Genomic DNA, 23696 nt, shown 5'->3' on the forward strand with positions numbered 1-23696 from the left:
CGCCCCCGCACCCCTCACGCGAGCGCGACCCGCGCACTCCCACGCGCCCGCACCCCACGATTCGACGCAGCGCCACGCGGCACCACCGCGGGGTCCGGCCCGTCGGGGGCGACCGGTGGAGCCGACCGTGCTCCCGGACGACGCCCCGCCACGGCTGAACCGCGCGACCCGCAGGAGGAACCCCGGCAAGACGGACGTGCCGCAGCGCCTCCCCTACGGGGGAGTCAACCCCAAGGACTACGCACAACCGCCCCCCAGACTGACGACGGGGTGTGGCCCGCGCCACTAGGTTCGTGGCGTGACTGTGATCGCTACCGAAAGCCTGACGAAGCGGTACCCGAGGGTGACCGCTCTGGACCGGCTCACCGTCGACATCGCTCCCGGCGTGACCGGGTTGGTCGGTGCCAACGGAGCCGGCAAGTCGACCCTGATCAAAATCCTCCTGGGGTTGGCGCCGGCCACGGAAGGCCGGGCCGCCGTCCTGGGCATGGACGTGGCGACAGAGGGCGCGGCGATCCGCGCCCATGTGGGCTACATGCCGGAGCACGACTGCCTGCCCCCGGACGTGTCGGCGACGGAGTTCGTCGTCCACATGGCCCGTATTTCGGGGCTGCCGCCGGCCGCCGCGCGTGAGCGCACCGCGGACACGCTCCGCCACGTCGGCCTGTACGAGGAGCGGTACCGCCCCATGGGCGGGTACTCCACGGGCATGAAGCAGCGGGTGAAGCTGGCCCAGGCGCTGGTCCACGACCCCCGGCTGGTGCTGCTCGACGAGCCGACGAACGGGCTGGACCCCGTCGGCCGCGACGACATGCTCGAACTGATCCGGCGCGTCCACACCGAGTTCGGCATCTCCGTGCTGGTCACCTCCCACCTGCTCGGTGAACTGGAGCGCACCAGCGACCACATCGTCGTCATCGACGGCGGCTCCCTGCTGCGCTCCTCCTCGACCAGCGACTTCACCCAGGCGACCGCCTCGCTCACCGTCGAGGTCACCGAGCACGAGGACGAGCTGGTGGCGAAGCTGACCGCCGCCGGGCTCAACGCGCACGCGGACGGCCGGCTGGTCATGGTCGACATCGACGGGGACGAGACGTACGACGCGGTCCGCGACGCGGTCGCGGAGCTCGGCACGGGCCTGGTGCGCATGGAGCAGCACCGGCACCGCATCGCCGAGATCTTCCGGGGAGGGGACGAGCATGACGCAGCTTGAGGGCAGGACGCCCGCCGCCGACGTCATCCACGACATCGGCTACCGGCACTACGACGGCCCGCGCCTCGGCCGCGGCTATGCGCGCACGTCGCTGTACGTCCAGAGCCTGCGCAGCGCGTACGGGCTCGGCCGCTCGGCGAAGTCCAAGGTGCTGCCGATGATCCTGCTGGCCGTGATGTGCGTTCCAGCCGGGATCATGGTCGCGGTGGCGATCGGCACGAAGGCGACCAAGCTGCCGATCGAGTACACCCAGTACGCGATCATCATGCAGGCGGTCATCGGCCTCTACCTGGCGGCGCAGGCCCCGCAGGCCGTCTCGCTCGACCTGCGGTTCAAGACGACCCCGCTGTACTTCTCGCGTCCGATCGAGGCGGTCGACTACGTCGCGTCGAAGTTCGCCGCGCTGACCACGGCGCTGTTCATCCTCACCGCGACGCCGCTGCTGATCATGTACATCGGGGCGCTGCTGGCCAAGTTCGACGTGAGCGACCAGAGCGCGGGCTTCGCCAAGGCGATGCTCGCCGCACTGCTGCTGTCGCTGCTGTTCGCGGGCATCGGCCTGGTCATCGCGGCGCTGACGCCGCGCCGGGGCTTCGGCGTCGCCGCGGTCATCGCGGTGTTCACGCTCTCGTACGGCGCGGTGACCAGCGTCCAGGGCGTCGCCTCGATCAACGGCAACGCCGACGTGATCGGCTGGCTCGGCCTGTTCTCGCCGATCACGCTGATCGACGGCGCGCAGACCTGGTGGCTGGGGGCGACCTCCAGCTTCCCCGAGGGCGCGGGCCCGAAGGACGCGGTCGTCGGCACGGTCTACCTCCTCGTCCTCCTCGCCGTGATCGCCGGCTCCTTCGGCCTGCTGATGCGCCGCTACCGAAAGGCCGTACTGTCGTGACCACCCTGTCCATCGACCACGTGTCCCGCTGGTTCGGCAACGTCGTCGCCGTCAACGACGTGACGATGACGATCGGCCCCGGCGTCACCGGGCTGCTCGGCCCCAACGGCGCGGGCAAGTCGACCCTGATCAACATGATGGGCGGCTTCCTGGCCCCCTCGGCCGGCACCGTCACCCTCGACGGCGCCACGGTCTGGCGCAACGAGCAGGTGTACCGGCACATCGGCATCGTCCCCGAACGGGAGGCGATGTACGACTTCCTGACGGCCCGGGAGTTCGTGGTCGCCAACGCCGAACTGCACGGGCTGGCGGACCCGGGGACGGCGGCGCAGCGCGCCCTGGCCACGGTCGAGATGGAGTTCGCCCAGGACCGCGCGGTCTCCACGTACAGCAAGGGCATGCGGCAGCGCGCCAAGATGGCCTCCGCGCTCGTGCACGACCCGTCGGTGCTGCTGCTGGACGAGCCCTTCAACGGCATGGACCCCCGGCAGCGGCTGCACCTGATGGACCTGCTGCGGCGGATGGGCGCCGAGGGCCGCACGGTGCTGTTCTCCTCGCACATCCTGGAGGAGGTCGAGCAGCTGGCGAGCCACATCGAGGTGGTCGTCGCCGGCCGGCACGCCGCCTCGGGCGACTTCCGCAAGATCCGCCGGCTCATGACGGACCGGCCGCACCGCTACCTGGTGCGCTCCAGCGACGACCGGGCGCTCGCCGCCGCGCTGATCGCGGACGGGTCCACGGCCGCCATCGAGCTGGACTGGAAGGAGCGGGCGCTGCGCATCCAGGCGATCGACTTCGCCGGCTTCACCGAGCTGCTCCCGCGCGTCGCGCGGGAGCGGGGCATTCGGCTCTACACGGTCTCGCCGTCCGACGAGTCCCTGGAGAGCGTCTTCTCCTACCTGGTCACGGCGTAGGCACACGGCTGTAAGGAGCTCCGATGTTCAATCCCACCGTGGCCAGGCTGACCTACCGGGGGCTGCTGGGCCGCCGCCGGGCCCTGGTCCTGTTCGCCCTGCCGGCGCTGCTGATCCTGATCTCCGTGGCGGTACGGGCGCTGGTCGGCGCCGACGACTCCATCGCGAGTTCGGTGCTGGGCGGTTTCGCGCTGGCGACGATGGTGCCGCTGGTCGGCGTGATCGCCGGCACCGGCGCCATCGGGCCGGAGATCGACGACGGCTCGATCATCTACCTGCTGGCCAAGCCGGTACGGCGGCCGACGATCATCGTCACCAAGCTGCTGGTCGCCATCGCGGTGTCGGTGGTCTTCTCGGCGGTGCCGACGCTGATCGCCGGGTTCATCCTCAACGGCAACAGCCAGGGCATCGCGGTCGCGTTCACCGCGGCGGCGGCGGTCGCCTCCGTCACGTACGCGGCGATCTTCCTGCTGCTGGGCGTGGTGACCCGGCAAGCCGTGGTCTTCGGCCTGGTCTACGCGCTGATCTGGGAGTCGCTGATCGGCAGCCTGGTGCCGGGGGCGCGCACGCTGAGCGTGCAGCAGTGGGCCCTGGCGCTGGCCCAGAAGATCGCCGGCGAGGGCACGGTGACCTCCGACGTGGGGCTGCCGCTCGCGGTGGTGCTGCTGGTCGGCGTCACCCTCGCCGCGACGGCCTTCGCGGGGCAGCGGATGCGGTCGCTGACGCTGGCCGGCGAGGAGTGATCGTTCCGGCCTAGGGCCCGTCCCACCGTAAGCCGCCCGGGTGGTCTTCTTCCGCCCGGGCGGCCCTGCTCCCCCGACGTCCGCACATCGGATTGTCAGATGTGCGGCGTGACGTCCGAGACTCCGCTGCTCTTCGCCGTGGGTGTGTTCCTGGCCGCCCTCGGCCTGCTCATCGCGCTGTTCAGCCCGGAGCTGGCCCACCTCGTCGACGCGCTCGCCGCGCGTGCCGCCGCCGGGCTCCGCCGCCCGTGGTCCCGTGCCCGGGGCCGCCGGCGCTTCGTCCTCGTCCCCCGGAAGTGGGCTGGATCACAGGACTCCTTGAGAATTCAAGGGAATGTCGCTAACGTGAAGGAGGTTGAATCGTAAACCAACGCGTCCCCAAGGAGTTAGTCATGGGCCTGTTCAATCGCAAGAGCGATGCCACCGAGACCGCTGCCGTCACCACCGCGCCGTCCGCCGACCTGGCGCACCTGACCGGCGAGTACACGATCGACCCGACCCACAGCGAGGTCGGCTTCGCCGTGCGCCACGCGATGGTCACCACCGTGCGCGGCCAGTTCGCGGAGTACGAGGGCAAGCTGCAGCTGGACGGCAGCAAGCCGGCCAACTCCTCCGCCGAGGTCACCATCAAGGTCGTCAGCATCGACACCAACCAGGCCCAGCGCGACGAGCACCTGCGCACCGGCGACTTCTTCGACGCCGCCACCTACCCGGAGATCAGCTTCCGCAGCACCTCCGCCGAGCAGGTCGACGACGAGACCTACCGCATGCACGGTGACCTCACGATCAAGGACACCACCAAGCCGGTCTCCATCGACTTCACCTACAACGGCTCCGCCACCGACCCCTACGGCAACCTCCGTGTCGGTTTCGAGGGCTCGACGACCGTCAACCGCGGCGACTGGGGCCTCACCTACAACGCGGCCCTCGAGGGCGGCGGCGTCCTGATCAGCGACAAGGTCAAGCTGACCTTCGACATCTCCGCGATCAAGGCGGCCTGAACCCGCTGAAGCAGCCGTCCCCCTGCCGCACGATGGAGGGGATGGCAACGGACGAGACGGCCGGCACCGCCGGCACCGGGCGCCGCCGCACCGCACTGAGCGGCGCGGCGGCCCGGGTCGTCGTCCCCGAGGTGCGGGCCTGGGTGCGCTCCGCCCCCGGGACGCACATCTGGCTGTTGGCCCTCGCCGTGACCAGCGGCATCATGGCGGCCGCCCCGCCGGACCTGAGGTCCTTCCTGCTGCACCACAACAGCACCAACCTGGCGGAGCTCGGCTCCCAGCCGGTGCGGGCGCTGGTCGGCAGCGCGCTGTGGACCGAGTCCCCGGCGGCCTTCGGGCTGTACGCGCTCTGCTTCGAGGCCGTCCACGCCCCCGCCGAGCGCTGGCTGGGCACCCGGCGCTGGCTCGGCGTCGTGGCCCTGGCCCACGTCGGGGCGAGCGTCCTCAGCCAGCAGGCCGTGCTGCTCGGCATCCACGCGGACCGGCTGCCGGCCTCGCTCGCCCACACCGTCGACATCGGCGTCAGCTACGGGCTGGCCGGGGCCATCGGCGTGCTCACCCACCGGGTACGACCGCCCTGGCGGCTGCCCTACCTGCTCGCCGCCGCGGGCTTCTTCGCGTACCCCCTGGTCACACCGGGCCGCACCTACACCGACCTCGGGCACGTCATCGCCCTGCTGATCGGCCTCGCGTGCCGCGGGCTCACGCCCCGGGGAAGAGCCGCTCCAGGACCAGGGCGATCCCGTCCTCGCCGTTGGAGGCCGTGACCTCGTCGGCGGCCGCCTTCAGCAGCGGGTGGGCGTTGCCCATCGCGACGCCGTGGGCCGCCCACTCGAACATCGGCAGGTCGTTGGGCATGTCACCGAAGGCGACGGTCTCGGCGGCCGTCACACCCAGCCGACGGGCGGCCAGCGACAGCCCCCGGGCCTTGGACAGCCCCAGCGGCAGCAGCTCCACGATGCCCGTACCGGACATCACGGCGCTGACCAGGCCGCCGGCGGCCGTGGTCGCCGCGTGCGCGAGCTCGTCGTCGCCCAGTCGCGGATGCTGGACGTAGAGCTTGCTGACGGGCGACGCCCACAGCCCCTCCACGTCGTCCACCTCGCCGCCCACCGGCAGCTCCGAGTCGAACAGCCGGTAGCCGGGGCCGAGCACGATGTCGCCGTCGATGCCGTCGAGCGCCGCCGCCACGGCCAGCGGGCCGGTCTCCGCCTCGATCTTGGCCAGCGCCGTCCGGGCGGTCTGCCGGTCCAGCGTGACCGAGGTCAGCAGCCGTCGCTCGCCCGCGTGGTAGACCTGCGCGCCCTGCATGCAGACGGCCAGGCCCTGGTAGCCCAGGTCCTCCAGGACGTGGACCGTACGGGCCACCGGGCGGCCGGTGACGACGATGTGATCGGCACCCGCCGCGGTGGCCGCGGCGAGCGCCTCGCGCGAACGTCCGGAGACGGTGTGGTCGGGGCCGAGCAGCGTGCCGTCGAGGTCCGTCGCGATCAGACGGTAGGGGAGCGGGGCGGTCACTTGGCTACCGGCTCCAGCACCTCACGGCCGCCCAGGTACGGGCGCAGCACCTCGGGGACGCGGACCGAGCCGTCGGCCTGCTGGTGGTTCTCCAGGATGGCGACGATGGTGCGCGGGATGGCGCACAGGGTGCCGTTGAGCGTGGCCAGCGGGCGGGTGCCGTTCTCGTCCCGCAGCCGCACGGAGAGCCGGCGGGCCTGGAACTCGGTGGTGTTCGAGGTCGAGGTCAGCTCGCGGTACTTGCCCTGGGTGGGGATCCACGCCTCGCAGTCGAACTTGCGCGCCGCCGAGGAGCCGAGGTCGCCGGAGGCCAGCTCGATCACCCGGAAGGGCAGCTCGAGCGAGGTCAGCCACTGCTTCTCCCACTCCAGCAGCCGGGCGTGCTCGGCCTCGGCGTCCTCGGGGCGGGTGAAGACGAACATCTCCACCTTGTCGAACTGGTGGACGCGGATGATGCCGCGGGTGTCCTTGCCGTACGAGCCCGCCTCGCGCCGGTAGCAGGGCGAGAAGCCCGCGTAGCGCAGCGGCAGCTTCGACGCCTCGATGATCTCGTCCATGTGGTACGCGGCGAGCGGGACCTCGGAGGTGCCGACCAGGTACAGGCCGTCCTTCTCCAGGTAGTACACGTCGTCCTCGACCTGGCCGAGGTAGCCGGTGCCCGCCATGGCCTCCGGCTTGACCAGCGTCGGGGTCAGCACCGGGACGAAGCCGGCCGCGGTGGCCTGCGCGATGGCCGCGTTGACCAGGGCCAGCTCCAGAAGGGCGCCGGGCCCGGTCAGGTAGTAGAAGCGCGAGCCGGAGACCTTGGCGCCGCGGTCGACGTCGATGGCGCCGAGCAGCTCGCCGAGGTCGATGTGGTCCTTGGGCTCGAAGCCCTCGGCCGCGAAGTCGCGCGGGCTGCCGATGACCTCCTTGACGACGAAGTCCTCCTCGCCGCCGACGGGGGCGTCCGGGTGGACGATGTTGCCGAGCTGCAGCAGCAGGCGGTGCGCCTCCTCGGCGGCCTCGTGCTGCTCGGCGTCGGCGGACTTCACGGCGGCCTTGAGCTGCTCGGCCCGCTTCAGCAGCTCGGCCCGCTCCTCGCCCTGGGCCTTGCCGACCAGCTTGCCCAGCGACTTCTGCTCCGCGCGCAGCTCGTCGAAGCGGGTACTGGACGACCTGCGCCGCTCGTCTGCGGAGAGCAGGGCGTCGACGAGTGCGACGTCCTCTCCACGGGCGCGCTGGGAGGCGCGCACACGGTCGGGGTCCTCACGAAGCAGGCGAAGGTCAATCACGGGAACAGGCTACCGGTGCGCCGGGTGCCGACGCGACAAGTTAAGTGCTTTATGGGGCGTTATGTCCGCTTCGAAAGCAGGCTGCGGGAAATGCCGTACGGCCGATAATGGCGGGTCGGTTACCGTCAACCGAATTCTTCGCGTCCCTCCGGCGAGGGCATGTGCCCTGTGGACAAAGGCAGTTGGGGCAGGTCCGGAGCGGAGAGTTATCCACAGGGGGGAGAGGTGTCCCCCTCACTTGTCCACAGCGGGTGTGGATGGGCTGTGGAAGATGGACCTGATCATTCCGCCGGGTGGGTGCGGGGGCATGGATTCCCGGTTCAAACCCTCCTAACACTCACTTTCGAGTGAGAACTCTTCCCTCTATCGAGTTGTTCGAAGGTATTGGGATGACGAATGATGACCTGGGGGTCTGTGGGACCAGTTGGCGCGAGTGTGCCGATTTGTCGATCTGGCGGTTCCTCGGGCGACTTGTTCTGTCGACTTATCCCCAGCCCGCACCAAGGGCCTGTGGATAACGCGGTGGACAACCGAAGGGGCCCCCGGTTGTTCACCGAAGGCCCCCGGGAAGCGGTGCGCGAGCGCCTCAGACCCGCCCGTCCAGGGCGCGCCCCAGCCAGTCCGCCGCGGCCGTGAACTCCTCGTCCGTGGTCCCCTTGCGCTGCTGCGGCGGCACCTCGTCCGCGCGCGGGTACGAGCCGAGGAAACGCACCTGCGGACAGATCCGCTTCAGGCCCATCAGCGCCTCGCCGACCCGGCGCTCGGTGATGTGCCCCTCGCAGTCCACCGAGAAGCAGTACCGGCCGATCCCCTCGCCGGTCGGCCGCGACTCGATGCGGATCAGGTTCACCCCGCGCACCGCGTACTCCTGCAGCAGCTCCAGCAGCGCGCCGGGGTGGTCGTCGCCCAGCCAGAACACCGCCGAGGTCTTGTCGGCGCCGGTCGGCGCGACCGGCCGGGCCGGACGGCCGACCAGCACGAAACGGGTCTCGGCGTTCGCCGCGTCGTGGATCTGCGTGGCCAGCGGCTCCAGCCCGTACGTCGGCGCCGCGAACTCGCCCGCGAACGCCGCGTCGTACCGGCCCTCCGCCACCAGCCGGGCGCCGTCCGCGTTCGACGCCGCCGACTCCCACGCGGCGTCCGGCAGGTGCGCCGTCAGCCACTTGCGGACCTGCACCTGCGCTGCCGGGTGACCGGTGACCGTCTTGACGTCCCCGAGACCCGTGCCCGGGCGCACCAGCAGCGCGAACGCGATGTGCAGCAGCACCTCGCGGTAGATCATCAGCGGGGTGCCCGCCGCCAGTTCGTCCAGGGTCGCGGTGATGCCGCCCTCCATCGAGTTCTCGATGGGCACCAGGGCGGCCGCGGCCTCCCCGCTGCGCACCGCGTCGAGCGCGGCCTGCACCGAGACCATCGGTACCAGCTCGCGTGTGGCGGCCTCCGGAAGCGTCCGGAGCGCGGCCTCGGTGAAGGTGCCCTCAGGGCCGAGATAGGTGTAACGGCTCGCCGGCGACATGTCTGTCAGCCTAGGCCCTGCCGCCGAAGTCCCGCCTGTCCCGCCTCAGGACTCCAGCAGCCGCTGGCCGACGTACTCGCCCGGTGCCGCGCCGCCCGGGACCGCGAAGAGCCCGCTGGCCTCGTGCCGCAGGAAGCGCGACAGGCCGTCGCCCCGGTCGAGTTTGCGCTGCACCGGCACGAACCCCTTGAGCGGGTCGGCCTGCCAGGCCACGAAGAGCAGCCCGGCGTCCGGTGCGCCGTCGTCACGGTAGCCGTCGTGGTACGAGTACCCGCGCCGCAGCATCGCCGCGCCGCCGTTGGAGGCCGGGGCGGCGACGCGCACGTGCGCGTCGGCGGCGATCGCGAAGGTACGGCCGTCCGGGCCGACCTTGTCGAGGTCGGGCCTGCTCGCCTCGGTGCCGCCGGACAGCGGGGCGCCGTCCGCCTTGCGCCGCCCGATCACCTTCTCCTGGCGCTCCCGGGGGAGGTTGTCCCAGGTGTCCAGCAGCATGCGGATGCGCCGGACGACCGCGTAGGAGCCGCCCGCCATCCACTGCGGGGAGCCGGAGGCGGGGACGAAGACGCGGGCGTCGAAGTCGGGGTCGGAGGGCCGGGGGTTGTTGGAGCCGTCGACCTGGCCCATCAGGTTGCGGGCGGTGCGCGGCTCGGCGGTCGTGCCCGGGGTGCGGTTGAAGCCGTTCATCTGCCAGCGCAGCGTCGCCGTGCCCGCGGCCTCCTTCTGCAGCACGCGCAGGGCGTGGAAGGCGACCAGGGCGTCGTCGGAGCCGATCTGGATCCACAGGTCGCCGTCGCTGCGCCCGCGGTCGAGCGCGTCGGAGGCGAAGTCCGGCAGCGGGGCGAGCGCCTGCGGCATCCGCCCCGTCAGCTCCGTCCCGGCGAAGAAACCGCGGCCGAAGCCGAAGGTGACGGTGAGCGAGGACGGCCCGGCGTCCAGGGCGATCTGGTTGTCGCCCGACGGGGCCCGGCCCTCGGTCATCGCCTCGGCCGCCGCAGACCAGCGGCGCAGCAGCGCCGCGGCGCCCTTGCGCCCGGCGCCCGCGGCCAGGTCGAAGGCGACCAGGTGGCCGCGGGCCTGCAGCGGGGTGGTGATGCCGGCCTGGTGGGGGCCGTGGAAGGGGACGGCCGTGGCGCCGACGGAGGTCAGCGCGGTGGCCTCGTCCCGCGTCGCGTGCGCGGTGACGGCGCCCGAGGTGCCGCCCACGAGCAGTCCCGCGGCGCCCGCCGCTCCGGCGGTGCCGAGCAGACGGCGCCGCGAGAGGTCCTGAGGACGGTCGTTCATGAGCCGATCTTCACTACCTTCGTGCGGGTGACCTGGTCGATGTCCGAGGTCCGGACGGTCACGGCGACCGTCCACTCCCCGGGGACCGGGATCTGGACGTTCTCGGCACTCCAGTGACCGGTGTCGATCTTGCCCAGCGTCACCGGGATGGGGCCGATCTTCTTGGACTTCAGGGTGAAGGAGACCTGCACCTCGGGGACGTCGAAGGCCCGTCCGTCGGGGGCGGTGACCAGCAGGTGGAGCTCGTTCTCGGCGACGCCGCCCGGGTCCAGGGTCACCTCCGCCTCGCCCTTGCCGTTCGTGCCGCCCGTGTCGAACGGGATCCTCACGTCCAGCGGTTCGGGCACCTCGGACACCGGCGCGGAGGCCTGCTGCTGCGCGGCGCCCTCCTCGGCGGCCCTGCCCGGCTGGGTGCCGGTCAGCAGCGTCGTGACGGCCAGCACCACGACCGCGACGGCCACCTCCGCCAGCACCGACTTGCGCAGGCCCGTGCGCTCGGTGTCGGCGTCGCGGTCCTTGCGGGCCCGCTCCTTGGCCAGCGCCGCCTGCTGGCGGGCCAGCTGTTCGGCGCGCTCGGAGGCACCCCCGCCCCCGCCGCCCTTCCGTCCCACGGCGACCGGCTGGGCGACGGCGGTCTTGCCGCGGACGGCCGTGTCGCCGAGCCGCGCGGTCCAGCGGCGGGACAGCCAGGCCAGCTCCACCAGGAGGATGACCAGGCCGATCTTGACCAGCAGCAGCTGGCCGTAGCCGGTGGACACCAGCGCGTCCCAGGAGCCGAGCTGGCGCCAGGACTGGTACACGCCGGTGACGACCAGGGTCACCACCGCCCCGAAGGCGATCTTCGAGAAGCGCTGCACCACCGCCCGTTCCACGCGCTGCCCGCCCCACAGCGCGACCAGCAGCGCGGTGAGACCGCCGAGCCAGACGGCCATGGCCAGCAGGTGCACGATGTCGACGGGCATCGCCACCGAGGCCTGGATGCCGACCGAGGCGTGCTCGGCCATGGCCCACGTCGCGGCCAGGCCGACCGACACGACCGTGCCGCCGATGGCCAGGCCCCAGGCGAGGTCCTGGCGTTCGACCGGGTCCTCCCGCTTGGCCCAGCTGCCGAAGAGCACGGCGATGAAGACCGCGCCCGCGGCGAGCAGCAGCAGCCGGGACACCAGCGCCGCGCCGGGCCGGGTGTCCAGGACGTCCCGTACGCCGCCGAGGTCGAAGGCGTCGCCCAGCCCGCCCCCGTTGGCGTAGGGGGCGCGCAGCATCAGCAGCAGTATCGTCGCGGCGACCATCGCGGCCCAGCCGGCGGCCACCAGCCGCCGCATCGACCGCGTCCGCGCGCCGTCCGGCCAGCACACGCCGATGAAGAACGCGGCGCCGACCAGCAGCGCGAAGCCGAGGTAGGCGGCGTAGCGGGCGATGTCGTACAGGGTGCCGACGGCGCCCCCGCCCACCTCCTGGTCGGGCAGCTGGACGGAGGTCTTGGAGGGCGCGCCGATGGAGAAGGTGAAGGCGCCTGCGACCGGGTGGCTGTCGGCCGAGACCACCTTCCACGCGACGGTGTACGTGCCGTCGCCGAGCCCGGGGCGCAGGGCGACGGCCGCGGTCGTGCTCCCCCTGCCGCCGTCGTTCGCGTCGCCGGTCTCGGCACGCTTGCCGTCCGGGCCGAGGACCCGGATGGAGTCCCTCGACAGCAGCACACCCTCGGAGAAGGACAGCCGCACCTGCGCTGGCGCGGTCTTGACGACCGAGCCCTGGGCCGGGTCGGAACCGACCAGCGCGGCGTGCGCGGACGCCGGCGCCGCGGTGCCGAGCAGCAGGCCGAGCACGGCGAGCGGTACGGCCAGCAGCCGCAGCGCGGACTTCGTCATCACCCTCATGGCGCTCTCCTCAGTCCCCCGGGTGGTAGCCCGCGGGCTTGACCGGGACCCGTACGTCGATGGTGTCGGCGTCGTCGAAGTGCAGTTGCAACGAGACCTGCTCGCCGGCCGCGGGCTTGTGCTCCAGGTCCGTCAGCATCAGGTGGTTGCCGCCGAGCGCGAGGGTGAGCCGCCCGCCCGCCGGGACCGTGAAGGAGGTCACCCGGCGCATCCGGTCGTCCTCGGTGCTGTGCAGGGTGATGTCCCCGGACAGGTCGCTGGTGACGGAGGTCAGCCGGGCGTCCCGGTCGCCGGTGTTGCTGACGGTGAAGTAGCCGGCCGCCATGTCCCCCAGCGCGGGCTGCGGGATGTAGGCGCCGCTCACCGTCAGTTCGGGGCCGTCCGTTGACCCGGAGCAGGCCGTGGCGCCGAGCAGCACCAGGGCCGCCGCCACGGGGATCCGCCGCAGGGTCACGGCGTCCGCCCCGCGATGATCTTCGGCAGGTCGGCGGCGAACTCCTCGGAGGTCGTGCCCGACATGTACAGCGCGTGGGCCTTGTCGTCCTTCGGCGAGTACGCGATGACCTGGGCGCCGTGCGTCACGGTGATGCTGCCGTCCTTCTCCTTCACCGGCTTCTCCACGTCCACGCCGAGCGAGCGCGCGCCCGCCTGGATCGTGGCGAAGTCACCGGTGAGGCCGACGAAGGACTTGTCCTGCGCGCCCAGCCACTCGCCGAGCCGCTGCGGGGTGTCGCGTTCGGGGTCGGTGGTCACGAAGACCACGACGAGCTCGTCCTGCTCGGCCGCGGGCAGCTTCGACTTGGCGATGGCGATGTCGCTCATCGTCGTCGGGCAGACGTCCGGGCAGTGGGTGTAGCCGAAGAAGAGCAGGGTCGGCCGGCCCTTGGTCCGCTCGACGAAGTCGTACGTCGCGCCGTGCGTGTCCGTGAGGATCATGTCCGGCTTCTCGAACGGCGTGTCCAGGACGGTCGCGGCCTTCGGTGTCCCCTCGACGGAGACGACCGGTTCGGCGCCGGAGGTGTCCGTCCCGCCGTCCGGGCCGCCACAGGCGGCGAGGGTCAGGGCGAGTGCGGCGACGGCGGCGGCCGAGGCCGCCGCCCTGAGGGTGGTACGCATCAGGGGTTCCCCAGGAATTCGTTGCGGCGCCGGGGCGGCCGCGGTGCGTGCGCGGCGGCCGCCCCGGCGATGGTGCGTCAGGCGGACGGGGTGCCCGTGCCGCGACGGCGGCCTGCCACGACGCCGAAGGCGACGCCGAGCACGCCCACGACGATGCCGACGATGCCCAGCACCCGGGCCGTGGTGTCACCGGCGTCGGCGGAGGCGGTCTTCTCGTTGGCGCCGTCGCCGGACGCCGAGACGGCCTCGGCCTTGGCGTCGTCCTTCTTGTCGTCCGAGGTGGCGGCGTCGTGGCCGTGGCCGTCGTCCGCGGCGTCGGCCAGGGTCAGCACGGGCGCCGGGTGCTCCGGCTCCTCCTGGCCCTCCTGCTGCTCCTCGATCCAGCGCACGACCTCCTTGTTGTCGTACGTCTGGAGCGCCTTGAAGACCAGCTGGTCGGTGTCCTCGGGCAGCGGGCCCAGGGAGACGGGGAACTGCTGGAACTCGCCGGGCTTGATCTTCCCGCCGCTCCAGGTGATCTTCGTGACGGCCTCGGTGAGGTCGCCGTGCCCGGTCTTCAGCGGGGTCTTGAGCTTGGTCCTGGTGATCTGCACCGTCCAGCCGGGCACCGGCTGGGTGGAGACGGAGGCGATCGGGTGGTCGCCCGGCAGGTTGACCTCGACCTTGATCGTCGAGGCCTTGTCGTCCTCGTTGGGGACCTTGAACGCGACCGTGCTGTAGCCGCCCTTGGCGGCGTTGCCGGGCTGGACGCTCACGTGCGCGAAGGCGGGGACGGCGGTGGCGAGCACGGCCGCCCCGGTGACGGCGGCGAGGGCGGTGGCGCGGCGCATGACGGTGTTCATGATGCGGAGACTCCACGGTGACGGAGGGAGGGTGACGGATGGCACGCGTGCGGCGCGCGCGACTCCGCCCTCGTACGTCGGTGGAGCGGGTCGCGTTCAGGCCGCGAGGGCGTACGCCGGCGGACCGCGCCGGGCCAGGCTGTGCCGCAGCAGCACCGTGCGCGGCACGCGGGTGGAGCCGCCGGTGCGGCTCGGGGCGAGGACGGCGCGCGGCGCGGCCGGGCTGCCCGTCAGCAGGAGGCGTACGAGCGCGACGGCGTGGCGCAGGGCGCCGCCCGACAGTTCGGCCAGCCCGCGGGCCGACAGGGCGACCAGCCGCCACAGCGCGGCCTCGCCGCGGCGCAGCAGCCAGCCGGCGGTCACCGCGGCGACCACGTGCCCGAGCAGCATGGGGAGGCTGTAGGAGAGCATCGTGCTCTCGGTGGCCGCGGAGGGCATGCCGGGCATCGCGGGCATGCCCACCATGTGGCCCGTCCCGGCCGCGGAGTGCGCGTGGGAGCGGAGCGCCGCCGCCCGTTCGTCGCAGAGCAGCCGCCCGGCGATCTCGGCTATCCCGCCGGCACCGCAGACCCCGCCCACGTTGAACAGCACGTGCAGCACGAGTTGTCCGCCCGTGAGCCCGGTCGCGATGGCGGGCATCGAGCGCTCCCGCCCGGCGAGCGGGGCGACGACCGCGAAGACGACCAGCCAGCCCACCGCCAGCGTCCAGCCGGGCACCCCGTGCCCCGACGCCAGCATGTGCGCCCCCGCGGACAACACGACGCAGACCGCGGTGAACACCGCGGCCCGCAGCAGTCGCAGATCGGCGCCGGCGCGCACGGGGGTAGACATGACGGGCGTCATCCTCTCACCGCGGGCCCGCCTTGCGAACGGCGGGTCCCGGAACACGCCGGTCTGTGCTATGGCGTCCGGCACCGTTCCTACACCCGCCTGAGGAGCGACGGCATCCGCCGTATGGCTGGCATCACGTCAACGCCACGCTTACCGACCGTGTTTCGGGGCAATACGTATCGGTATGTCGAGCCGCAGCCAGGAGGCTGAGCATGAGCATCTGGTGGTCCCTCCACTTGCGGCGCGAGGCTGCGAGCGTTCCGCTCGCCCGCCGGCTCCTGCTGGGGACGATGGAGACCGCCGGGGTGGACCCCGACATCTCCTACGACCTGTCGGTCGCCCTCACCGAGGCCTGTGCCAACGCCGTTGAGCACGCCGCCCACGGCGAGTACCGGGTGACGGCCCGCATCGAGGGCGACCGCTGCCGCATCGAGGTGGCGGACTCCGGCCCGGGCTTCGCCCCGGACCTGCGCCGTACGCACCACTCCGTACGTCCGCTGGCGAAGAAGGACCAGCACGCCGAGCACGGGCGCGGGCTGTTCCTGATCGAGGCGCTGGTGGACCACGTCCACTTCCACAACCGTCCCGGGCACGGGGCGGTGGTCAGCTTCGACAAGATCCTCAAGTGGCGGGACGACTCGCTGCTCAAGGTCTCCTGACGCACGGAGGCCGGGGCCCCACGGAGGTCCGTGGGGCCCCGGCCGTCGGTCCGGGCGGCGGGGGTCAGCCCTTGAGGGCGGCCATCCAGCGCTCGACCTCGTCGGAGCGGCGCGGCAGGCCGTCGCTGAGGTTCCGGTTGCCGTCCTCGGTGACGAGGATGTCGTCCTCGATGCGGACGCCGATGCCCCGGTACTCCTCCGGCACGGTCAGGTCGTCGGCCTGGAAGTACAGGCCGGGCTCGACCGTGAGGACCACGCCCGGCTCCAGCGTGCCGTTGACGTAGGTCTCCGTGCGGGCGGCGGCGCAGTCGTGGACGTCCAGGCCCAGCATGTGGCCGGTGCCGTGGAGGGTCCAGCGGCGCTGCAGGCCGAGTTCGAGGACGCGGTCGACCGGGCCTTCGACCAGGCCCCACTCGACGAGCTTCTCGGTGAGCACGCGCTGGGCGGCATCGTGGAAGTCGCGGTAGGCGGCGCCCGGGCGGACGGCGGCGATGCCGACCTCCTGCGCCTCGTACACGGCGTCGTAGATCTTCCGCTGGATGTCGCTGTACGTGCCGTTGACGGGCAGCGTGCGCGTGACGTCGGCGGTGTAGAGGCTGTGCGTCTCCACGCCGGCGTCGAGCAGCAGCAGGTCGCCGGAGCGGACCGGGCCGTCGTTGCGGACCCAGTGCAGGGTGGTGGCGTGCGGGCCGGACGCGCAGATGGAGCCGTAGCCGACGTCGTTGCCCTCGACGCGGGCGCGCAGGAAGAACGTTCCCTCGACGTAGCGCTCGGAGGTCGCCTCGGCCTTGTCCAGGACCCGGACGACGTCCTCGAAACCGCGCGCGGTGGAGTCGCAGGCCTTCTGCAGCTCGCCGATCTCCCACTCGTCCTTGACCAGCCGCAGCTCGGACAGGAACTCCTTCAGCTCGGCGTCGCGCTCGGCGGTGACCTTGTCGGTCAGCGCGGCCTCGATGCCGGCGTCGTAGCCGCGGACGACCCGGACCGGGCCGGTGGCGCCGCGCAGCACGTCGGCGACCTTGCGGACGTCGGCGCACGGCAGGCCCAGCAGGACCTCGCCCTCGGCCAGGCTGTGGCGGCGGCCGGTCCACAGCTCGCCCTGGCCGTCCAGCCAGAACTCGCCGTTCTCCCGGGAGGAGCGGGGGAGCAGGTAGGCGGTCGCGTCGTGAGATCCGTCACCGTTGGGCTCCAGGACCAGCACGGCGTCCTGGGTCTGGTCGCCGGTGAGGTGCACGTACTCGCTGGCGGCACGGAAGGGGTAGTCCGTGTCGTTGGCGCGGGTGCGCAGGTTGCCGGCCGGGACCACCAGCCGCTCGCCGGGGAAGCGCGCGGACAGCGCCGCGCGCCGCTTGGCGGCGTACGGTGCCTGCTCGATCGGCTGCAGGTCGCGCAGTTCGGTGTCGGCCCAGCCGGACTTCATCACCTCGGTGAGCTCGTCGGAGACGGCCGGGTACAGGCCGTTCTTCCGCTGCTTGATGGGCTCGTCGCCTTCCGGGGTCTCCGGAGCGCGGTCCTCGGCCACGTCATGCCTCCTCGCAGTAGACCACCCCATCGTAAGTGGGTGCGCGGGGAGGACCGGCGGCGGTCCAGCCGGTGGTCAGTCGAAGCGGGCGGCGAGCAGGACGACGTCCTCGGTCGGGTGGGGGTCCTCACGGTCGCCCGGGAGCATGGTGTGCAGGACGTGCTCCACCAGCTGCGCCGGGTCGTCCCGGGCGGTCCGCGGGGCGGACGCCGCGGCCGCGTGCAGGCGGGCGAAGGCACGGTCGACGGGATCGCCGGTGCGGTGCAGCAGGCCGTCGGTGTAGAGCAGCAGGGTCTCCCCGGCCAGCGCCCGGAACTCGACGCTGGGCGCCTCCCAGCAGCTGAGCATGCCCAGTGGCGCGGACAGCGAGGTCTCCACGTACTCGACCCGGTGCCCGCCGACGATCAGCGGGGGACAGTGCCCGGCCCCGGCGACCACGACCTTCCGGGAGGCCGGCTCGGCGTAGGCGAACAGGGCCGTCGCCGACCGGGCGGGCTCGGTCAGCCGCAGCAGCAGCTCGAGGTCGGACAGGACCGCGACCGGGTCCTCGCCCTCCATCACCGCGTACGCCCGCAGGGAGGCCCGCAGCCGCCCCATCGCGGCGACCGCGCTCATGCCGCCGCCGCTCACGCCGCCGACCGACAGCCCCAGCGCGCCCTCGGGCAGCGGGAGGGCGTCGTACCAGTCGCCGCCGCCCCCCGCGGCCGGGCGGTGCCGCAGCGCCAGACGGACCCCGGGGACCCGGGGCAGCCGGGTCGGCAGCAGCTCCTGGCGGAGCGTGGCGACGGTGGCGCGGCTGCGGTCGAGTTCGAGCAGCCGGGCGAGGTGCTCGGTGGCGTGGCGGCAGTACAGGCCGATGAGGTGGCGCTGGCGTTCGCCGGGTTCGGCCGGCTCGTCGTAGAACCACAGGGCCGAGCCCAGCCGGCCTGCGGAGTCCGCGGCCAGCCGGAGGGCGTAACTGGCGCCGAAGCCGAGCCGCAGGGCGACCTCGCGGTGGCGCGGGCCGAGTCCGGGCTCGCGGCACAGGTCGGTGTGGATCTCCTCCGCCGGCACCGCCTCGGGTGCGGCGGGCAGCGGGACGGTCTCCAGCGCGCCGAGTTCGGCCGGGCCGAGACCGAGGCCCACGACGGTGGCCGGACCGAGCCGGTCGACGGGGGAGACGGCGGCCAGACCGCGTCGCGCACCGACCAAGGTGCCGCCGGCGCGCAGCAGTTCGTGCAGCGCTTCCTGCAGGGTCGCGGTCCTGGCCAGCCGCTCGGTGAGCTCGTGCAGGGTGGTCAGGTCGGAGATCCAGGAGGCCATCCGGTCCTGGGCCGCGGTGAGTTGGTCGACCGGATCCGGCGCCCCGGAGTGTGCGTCCGGGGGGGCCGGATGGGATTGTTGTTCGACCGCGGGGGAGGAAGTGTGCGCCGGTGTCGGAATGGGTGGGTCGATTCCGGCCACTTTCGGTAGGCGCGCGGCGCTCATGGCCGCCGGCTTTCACGCTCTTCGTCGTGACGCGGCGTCGGCTCCGCAGAGCAGCGCATTTCTGTCAATAGCATCGCAAACCCCCAAGCTCGTGCTGCGCCGCTATCAATGGATTACCTTGTACCGCCTACTCGTGGGTGTGTCCAGGATTGCCCAGGTGGAAGGGCTGGTGTCGGCGCGTCCGAGGAGATGCAGGACTATGGCCGAAAAAGGGCACCGCGTGCCACAATTAGTTGTCGACTGAAGGGGTTCGACAGCGCGTCATATCCATCGCAGCGGGTACGTAAGGGATGGGAGTCGGCGGCCGCAGGAACCCGGCGCCCTGCCAGGGCGTCATAGACGGAGACGGCCGACCCTCCCCCCCATGGCGGGGTGTTGCACAGCCAGCGGGACCGCACACAGCAGCAATCGCAAGCACACGCAGCAGTTCCCAGCACTCCGCAGGACGAACAAGCGCCAGTGTGCGCCACCCCCCGCCACGTTCCACGCTCGGCTCGAGACGTGATGCGCTGCCTCGTAAGCGGTGTGTTCCAGATTACGTTGTGTCATGGGCAGATCCCTGAGCGCCAACGGAAAGGAACGAGCGCAGATGCGCGAGATCCTCGGAAAGCGACGCAAGAGCAGTCCGGAGCTGCTGCGTGCGGCGCTCACCTGCGCCGAGCGGTGGCAATGGCCCGTGGTGCCCGGAGCCGGTACGGACGCGCGGGGCGGATGCGCCTGTCTGCGGCCCGACTGTCCGGTGCCGGGCGCCCATCCGCACGATCCGGGCCTCCTCGCGGCGACCCGCGATCCACGGATGGTCCGCTGGTGGTGGACGCGGCGGCCGGACCAGCCGCTCGTGCTCGCCACGGGCGACCGGGTCTCGGCGGTGAGCCTGCCGGCGGTCGCGGGAGCGCGGGCGCTGGGCGTTTTCGACAAGCTGGGGGTGCGCACCGGCCCGGTCGTGGCCACCCCCACGCGCTTCGCGGTCCTGGTGGAGCCGTACTCCCTGGAGGAACTGGGCGAGTTGCTCGACCGCCACGAATGGGTGCCGACCTCGTTGCGGTACCACGGCGAGGGCGGCTACCTCGTCCTGCCGCCCTCGCCGGTCGGATCCGACGGTTCCGACGGCACCGCCGGGGCGCGCTGGGTCCGGCGGCCGGTGGTGGACCCGGGAGACCGGGCGCCGTGGCTGCCCAGCGTGCGGGTGATCGTCGACACCTTGGTGCAGGCGGGCCGCACGGCGCCGGACGGCAGCCGGCTCTCGTACTGAACGGGTCCCGGTGACGGGTCCCGCGGGAAGTGCGTGACGGTCGCCGTCCCCGTCGGTCGTCACTCGTTCGGGTAGGAGCGGGGGCCGTTGCCCTGCGAACGGGCAACGGCCCCCGCTCCATGTCCGTTTCTCCCGCTATGTTCTGTGCATGATGCGTGCGCCGAACCTGCGGATGGCCGCCCTCGCCACGGTCGTGGCCGTCGCCGCGATGCTGCCCCTGACCGGCGCCACCGCCGGGCCCGTCCTCCCCGCGGTGCCCGTGGACGTCACGACGGCGCTCACGGACGACAAGCCCTTGTCAAGCGGTCCCGATGTCTTCGACTCCCTGCCGAAGCTGGCCGGATCCGAACGCCAGACCGCATCCTGCGGTCCCCAACTCACCTCCGCGGAAGGCCTGCGGGTGCAGACCTGCACCATCGACGAGGACGGCGACACCTGGGCGCGCACGTACTACAGCAACGCCACGGGGCGGCCCCTGGACGGGGTGCTGAGCCTCATGCGGCCCGACGGCCGGACCGTACAGGCGCGGTGCGTCATCACCGCGGACGCGGGGAGCGGGAGCTGCGAGACGCCGCGCGAGCCGACGGTGGCGGGGGCGGCGGAGCCGTACACGGCGGTGGCGGAGATCGCCGAGCGGGGCGGGGAACGCCCGTTGCTGCGCAGCGGATCCGCGTACTGACCCGAGCATGGAAACGTCCGGTCGCTGGCGACGGGGGATGCACCAGCGACCGGACTGTTTAAACGGTAACAAGACTTCGCCCGTACGCAAATCCGGGGTACGGGTTCCGGCCCGGGTTCCGGGCCCGGCCGGCAACGGCTGTGACCAGGATCACCCGGACGCGATCATGGCCTGAACTGCGGCTACCGGCACGGGAGACCGGTCAGCTCAGGGTGATCTGCCGGTTGGTGAAGCCGCTGCGCGCCCGTCGCTCCTCCGCCGTCAGCGGGGTCGTCCGCTCCAGCACCTCGGCCAGCCGCTCGCCGAAGGCCGCCGCCGGCTTCTCGACCTCGTCCGCCGAGACGCCCGTCGGCAGGTCCCACACCGGGACGACCAGCCCGTGCGCCCGGAACGAGCCCACCAGCCGCGTGCCCTCGCCCAGCGACGAGGCGCCCGCGGCGTGCAGCCGGGCCAGCGCGTCCAGCAACTGCTCCTCCGGGTGCGGCATGACCCAGCGCAGGTGGTTCTTCTCCGGGGTCTCGCACCAGTACGCCGCGTCGACACCGGTCAGCCGCACGGTCGGGATCACGGCCGCGTTCGCTCGCTCCAGCGAGGCGGCGACCTCGCCGGTGGCGGACTCCGCGTCCTCCAGCCAGAACTCGAAACCGGTGTGCACCACGGGCTCGAACGCGGCGTCCAGGTCCAGCAGGTCCTGCAGCCGGGGACCCTCGGGCGCCGGGCGCTCCCCGCCCACCGGGTTGCCCGGCTCCGCCTGCAGCGCGCGCAGCAGGGTGTCGGCCAGGTCCCGGCTGATGTCCCCGGACGCGGTGTCGTTCTGCAGGCCCAGCAGCACCGTGCCGGTGTCACGGCGCAGCCCCGGCCACGCCATCGGCAGCACGGTCGCCAGCGTGACGGACGGCACACCCTCGGGCAGCGGGTCCTTGAGCGTCAACTCGGCCGTGGCGGCGGGCACCAGCTCGCGCAGCGCCACCCAGTCGCACTCGGCCGGCAGGCCCTCGAACGGCCGTCGCACCAGCTCCGTCACCGCGTGCGCCGCCTCACGGCCGTGGCACGCCTTGTAACGCCGTCCCGAGCCGCACGGGCAGGGTTCCCGGGCCCCGACGACGGGGATCTCCCCGTCGGTGATCTGCGGGCGGGCAGGGGCCTTCGTCTTCGTCGGGCGCTTCTTCGCCATGGCTCGATCTCTCCCGGTAACGGCGGTGTTCCGGCCGTGAGCCTAGCGCCACGCCGTCCGCCCTCATCGGAGGTCGCGCCCGTGGAGGCCGGGCAACTCCCCTGCGGGGGCTAGGGGAGGTCGTCGAAGGGGTCCGCGAAGTCGATCGGGATGTCGAGCTGGGGCACGAGGTCGTCGCGCCGCGCGTGCCGGCTGCGCACCGCGAGCATCGCCCACACCGTGACCTCGCCGGGGGCGTCGCGCACGCCCCAGCGCAGCGACAGGTTCCGCACGATGCCGAGCCCGCGGCCGCCGCGGGCGGTGAGCGAGGGACTGGCCGGAAGCGGGCGGGTGGGCCCGCCGCCGTCGGTGACCTCCACGGTCAGCAACCCGTCCTCGTCGATCCTCCAGGCGGCCCTGATGCCGCTGCCGCCCGAGGACGGCGCGTCCTCGCCCAGCGGCCGGGCGTGCCGGCAGGAGTTGCTGAGCAGTTCCGACAGGATGAGCACGGCGTCGTCGACGACCGGCTCCGCGACCCCGTACGCACACAGTTCCTTGCGCAGCCTGCGCCGCGCCTCGGCCACGCCCGCCGGACCATGAGGCAGGGCCATGGTCGAGGACGTCGGCACCTCCTGGGCCACCACCAACGCCACCCCCGAGACCTCCTTCACCCCACGCCACGGGATGGATGCCCTCTCGTTCTGGGCCGGAAACCGGCCAACTGCGATCTCTTGGGGCACACACAACGATCGAACAGGTTCCGAACGCGCCGGTGCACACCACCCGGGGAGGGAGGGAGTCCGTATTCCCTTCAGCAGCGCCCGAGTTGGGCCAGAACCTGCCGCGGACGGTTGGTGATGACGGCGTCGACGCCCAGTCGCACGCAGAGTTCGACGTCCTCGGGTTCGTTCACCGTCCACACGTGGACCCGGTGCCCCGCCTCGTGCAGCCGTTCCACATACCCCGGGTTGGCGCGCAGGATGCGGATGCCCGGCCCGGCGATCCCCACCCCGGCCGGCAGCCGGCCGTCGCGGTGCCTGGGCAGTACGTACTGCATCAGGAAGACGGTCGGCAGGTCGCGCGAGGCCATCCGGATCCGGCGCAGGGAACGGGAGGAGAAGCTCATGACACGGACCCGGGACGGCTCGCCCGGCTCGGGCCACAGCATCCCGAACCGGTCCAGCAGCTCCACCAGCCGTTCCTCGACCTGCCCCGCCCAGCGCGTGGGGTGCTTGGTCTCGATCGCCAGCTCCACCCGGCGGCCGGTGTCCGCGACCAGCTCCAGCAACTGCTCCAGGGTCAGGACGCGGCTGAGCTCGTCCGGGTCGCCGTCGGTGCGGTCGGGGGCCTCGGCGTCGGCGTCGAGGAGGGAACGCAGCTCCGCGGACGGGCGCCACCGCCGCGTCCCGCCGGCCCTGCCGGCCCCTCCGGCACCCGGCTGCGCCTTCCAGCTGCCGAAGTCCAGGGTCCTCAGGTCCGCGAGCTCCAGCGCGGAGACCGCGCCCCGCCCGTTGGAGGTGCGGTTCACCCGGCGGTCGTGCACACAGACCAGCGTGCCGTCGGCGGTGAGGCGTACGTCGCACTCCAGGGCGTCCGCGCCGTCCTCGATCGCCTTCCGGTAGGCGGCGAGCGTGTGCTCCGGGGCGTCCTCGGACGCTCCCCGGTGAGCCACGACCTGGATCGCGCGGAGATCAGTCACCGGGCTATCGTGCCATCCGCCGGGCCGGGAACGGCCGCTGCTTACGGCGGCCTGACACCCGGTGGGAAAAGCTGTGTCCATCACGACGGTCGTCGTACGTACCGTAGCCGTAACCGTACGCACGGCATACAACGCATATCCGAGGAGAACAGCCGTGAGCACCGAGAACGAGGCCGGCCCGGTCCCGGCGGCGCTGCCGACGCAGCCTCCCGCTGACGCTGGGTCCGCCGCTCCCGCTGCACCTCCC

General features: G+C 72.4%; 24 protein-coding genes. 10 read left to right on the forward strand and 14 right to left on the reverse strand.

Going from position 1 to position 23696, the window contains the following annotated elements; translation table 11 throughout:
* The first annotated feature begins 298 nt into the window (after nt 1-298).
* From PV341_RS28505 to PV341_RS28535, 7 genes are all read left to right on the forward strand, one after another.
* On the forward strand, nt 299-1213 hold the full coding sequence (locus PV341_RS28505) for an ABC transporter ATP-binding protein (RefSeq protein WP_500330975.1): 915 nt from the start codon (nt 299-301) through the stop codon (nt 1211-1213).
* On the forward strand, nt 1200-2105 hold the full coding sequence (locus PV341_RS28510; RefSeq protein ID WP_499512943.1) for an ABC transporter permease: 906 nt from the start codon (nt 1200-1202) through the stop codon (nt 2103-2105). Before PV341_RS28505 ends, PV341_RS28510 begins: the two co-directional genes overlap by 14 nt.
* Nucleotides 2102-3019 carry an ABC transporter ATP-binding protein gene (locus tag PV341_RS28515; RefSeq protein ID WP_500359319.1) on the forward strand — a complete coding sequence of 306 codons (918 nt, stop codon included), beginning with the start codon at nt 2102-2104 and terminating at the stop codon, nt 3017-3019. Before PV341_RS28510 ends, PV341_RS28515 begins: the two co-directional genes overlap by 4 nt.
* A 23-nt stretch (nt 3020-3042) precedes the next feature.
* Nucleotides 3043-3762 (forward strand): ABC transporter permease, encoded by a 720-nt coding sequence (locus PV341_RS28520; RefSeq protein WP_499512945.1) that lies wholly within the window; start codon nt 3043-3045, stop codon nt 3760-3762.
* 108 nt (nt 3763-3870) lie between these two features.
* The gene (locus PV341_RS28525) at nt 3871-4128 is read left to right on the forward strand and encodes a hypothetical protein (protein WP_500330980.1); all 258 of its coding nucleotides are present in this window, start codon (nt 3871-3873) and stop codon (nt 4126-4128) included.
* Nucleotides 4129-4154: 26 nt separating this feature from the next.
* Entirely contained in the window at nt 4155-4763 is a 609-nt protein-coding gene (locus tag PV341_RS28530) for a YceI family protein (protein WP_500330982.1), read from the forward strand.
* A gap of 41 nt (nt 4764-4804) precedes the next feature.
* Complete coding sequence (locus tag PV341_RS28535; protein ID WP_500330984.1) at nt 4805-5530, forward strand: rhomboid-like protein; 726 nt, start codon at nt 4805-4807, stop codon at nt 5528-5530.
* Here the strand turns inward: PV341_RS28535 and PV341_RS28540 are convergent.
* The 9 genes from PV341_RS28540 to PV341_RS28580 all read right to left on the reverse strand — a co-directional run bounded on the left by PV341_RS28540 (nt 5466) and on the right by PV341_RS28580 (nt 15018).
* Nucleotides 5466-6281, reverse strand: coding sequence for an HAD family hydrolase (locus tag PV341_RS28540; protein WP_500330986.1), 816 nt, complete (start codon nt 6279-6281; stop codon nt 5466-5468). The genes PV341_RS28535 and PV341_RS28540 overlap by 65 nt on opposite strands.
* A complete protein-coding gene (gene serS / locus PV341_RS28545; protein WP_500330988.1) occupies nt 6278-7555 on the reverse strand; it encodes a serine--tRNA ligase in 1278 nt (425 codons plus the stop codon). Before serS ends, PV341_RS28540 begins: the two co-directional genes overlap by 4 nt.
* Before the next feature lie 586 nt (nt 7556-8141).
* The gene (gene pheA, locus PV341_RS28550) at nt 8142-9071 is read right to left on the reverse strand and encodes a prephenate dehydratase (RefSeq protein WP_500330990.1); all 930 of its coding nucleotides are present in this window, start codon (nt 9069-9071) and stop codon (nt 8142-8144) included.
* Nucleotides 9072-9116: 45 nt separating this feature from the next.
* Entirely contained in the window at nt 9117-10352 is a 1236-nt protein-coding gene (efeB, locus tag PV341_RS28555) for an iron uptake transporter deferrochelatase/peroxidase subunit (RefSeq protein ID WP_500330992.1), read from the reverse strand.
* On the reverse strand, nt 10349-12229 hold the full coding sequence (locus PV341_RS28560) for a copper resistance CopC/CopD family protein (protein WP_500330994.1): 1881 nt from the start codon (nt 12227-12229) through the stop codon (nt 10349-10351). The genes efeB and PV341_RS28560 overlap by 4 nt, the downstream gene beginning before the upstream one ends.
* A 10-nt stretch (nt 12230-12239) precedes the next feature.
* Nucleotides 12240-12683 (reverse strand): copper chaperone PCu(A)C, encoded by a 444-nt coding sequence (locus PV341_RS28565; RefSeq protein WP_500359321.1) that lies wholly within the window; start codon nt 12681-12683, stop codon nt 12240-12242.
* The gene (locus PV341_RS28570) at nt 12680-13345 is read right to left on the reverse strand and encodes an SCO family protein (protein WP_500330997.1); all 666 of its coding nucleotides are present in this window, start codon (nt 13343-13345) and stop codon (nt 12680-12682) included. The genes PV341_RS28565 and PV341_RS28570 overlap by 4 nt, the downstream gene beginning before the upstream one ends.
* Nucleotides 13346-13422: 77 nt before the next feature.
* Nucleotides 13423-14187 (reverse strand): YcnI family copper-binding membrane protein, encoded by a 765-nt coding sequence (locus PV341_RS28575; protein WP_500330999.1) that lies wholly within the window; start codon nt 14185-14187, stop codon nt 13423-13425.
* A 96-nt stretch (nt 14188-14283) separates the two neighbouring features.
* Complete coding sequence (locus PV341_RS28580; RefSeq protein WP_500331000.1) at nt 14284-15018, reverse strand: hypothetical protein; 735 nt, start codon at nt 15016-15018, stop codon at nt 14284-14286.
* 212 nt (nt 15019-15230) lie between these two features.
* Here PV341_RS28580 and PV341_RS28585 point away from each other — a divergent pair, with 212 nt between their 5' ends.
* The gene (locus tag PV341_RS28585) at nt 15231-15677 is read left to right on the forward strand and encodes an ATP-binding protein (RefSeq protein ID WP_018558220.1); all 447 of its coding nucleotides are present in this window, start codon (nt 15231-15233) and stop codon (nt 15675-15677) included.
* Nucleotides 15678-15741: 64 nt separating this feature from the next.
* Here the strand turns inward: PV341_RS28585 and PV341_RS28590 are convergent, their stop codons facing one another.
* Together PV341_RS28590 and PV341_RS28595 are read right to left on the reverse strand one after the other, a co-directional pair.
* On the reverse strand, nt 15742-17199 hold the full coding sequence (locus PV341_RS28590) for an aminopeptidase P family protein (protein WP_500359322.1): 1458 nt from the start codon (nt 17197-17199) through the stop codon (nt 15742-15744).
* A 75-nt stretch (nt 17200-17274) separates the two neighbouring features.
* Nucleotides 17275-18666, reverse strand: coding sequence for a PP2C family protein-serine/threonine phosphatase (locus PV341_RS28595; RefSeq protein WP_500359323.1), 1392 nt, complete (start codon nt 18664-18666; stop codon nt 17275-17277).
* Between the two features lie 589 nt (nt 18667-19255).
* Between PV341_RS28595 and PV341_RS28600 the strand changes: the two genes are divergently transcribed.
* Both PV341_RS28600 and PV341_RS28605 read left to right on the forward strand, forming a co-directional pair.
* Nucleotides 19256-19918: a bifunctional DNA primase/polymerase gene (locus PV341_RS28600; RefSeq protein WP_500331005.1), complete on the forward strand. Its 663-nt coding sequence runs from the start codon at nt 19256-19258 to the stop codon at nt 19916-19918.
* 148 nt (nt 19919-20066) lie between these two features.
* Nucleotides 20067-20597, forward strand: coding sequence for a hypothetical protein (locus PV341_RS28605; protein ID WP_500331007.1), 531 nt, complete (start codon nt 20067-20069; stop codon nt 20595-20597).
* Nucleotides 20598-20799: 202 nt separating this feature from the next.
* Here the strand turns inward: PV341_RS28605 and PV341_RS28610 are convergent, their stop codons facing one another.
* The 3 genes from PV341_RS28610 to PV341_RS28620 form a co-directional block, all read right to left on the reverse strand.
* Nucleotides 20800-21771 carry a DUF5926 family protein gene (locus tag PV341_RS28610; RefSeq protein WP_500331009.1) on the reverse strand — a complete coding sequence of 324 codons (972 nt, stop codon included), beginning with the start codon at nt 21769-21771 and terminating at the stop codon, nt 20800-20802.
* Between the two features lie 110 nt (nt 21772-21881).
* Nucleotides 21882-22403 (reverse strand): ATP-binding protein, encoded by a 522-nt coding sequence (locus PV341_RS28615; protein ID WP_500359325.1) that lies wholly within the window; start codon nt 22401-22403, stop codon nt 21882-21884.
* Between the two features lie 158 nt (nt 22404-22561).
* Complete coding sequence (locus PV341_RS28620; protein WP_500331013.1) at nt 22562-23449, reverse strand: glycerophosphodiester phosphodiesterase; 888 nt, start codon at nt 23447-23449, stop codon at nt 22562-22564.
* Between the last annotated feature and the right edge of the window lie 247 nt (nt 23450-23696).

The sequence above is a fragment of the Streptomyces sp. PA03-1a genome (assembly GCF_033792805.1).
GTDB lineage: Bacteria > Actinomycetota > Actinomycetes > Streptomycetales > Streptomycetaceae > Actinacidiphila.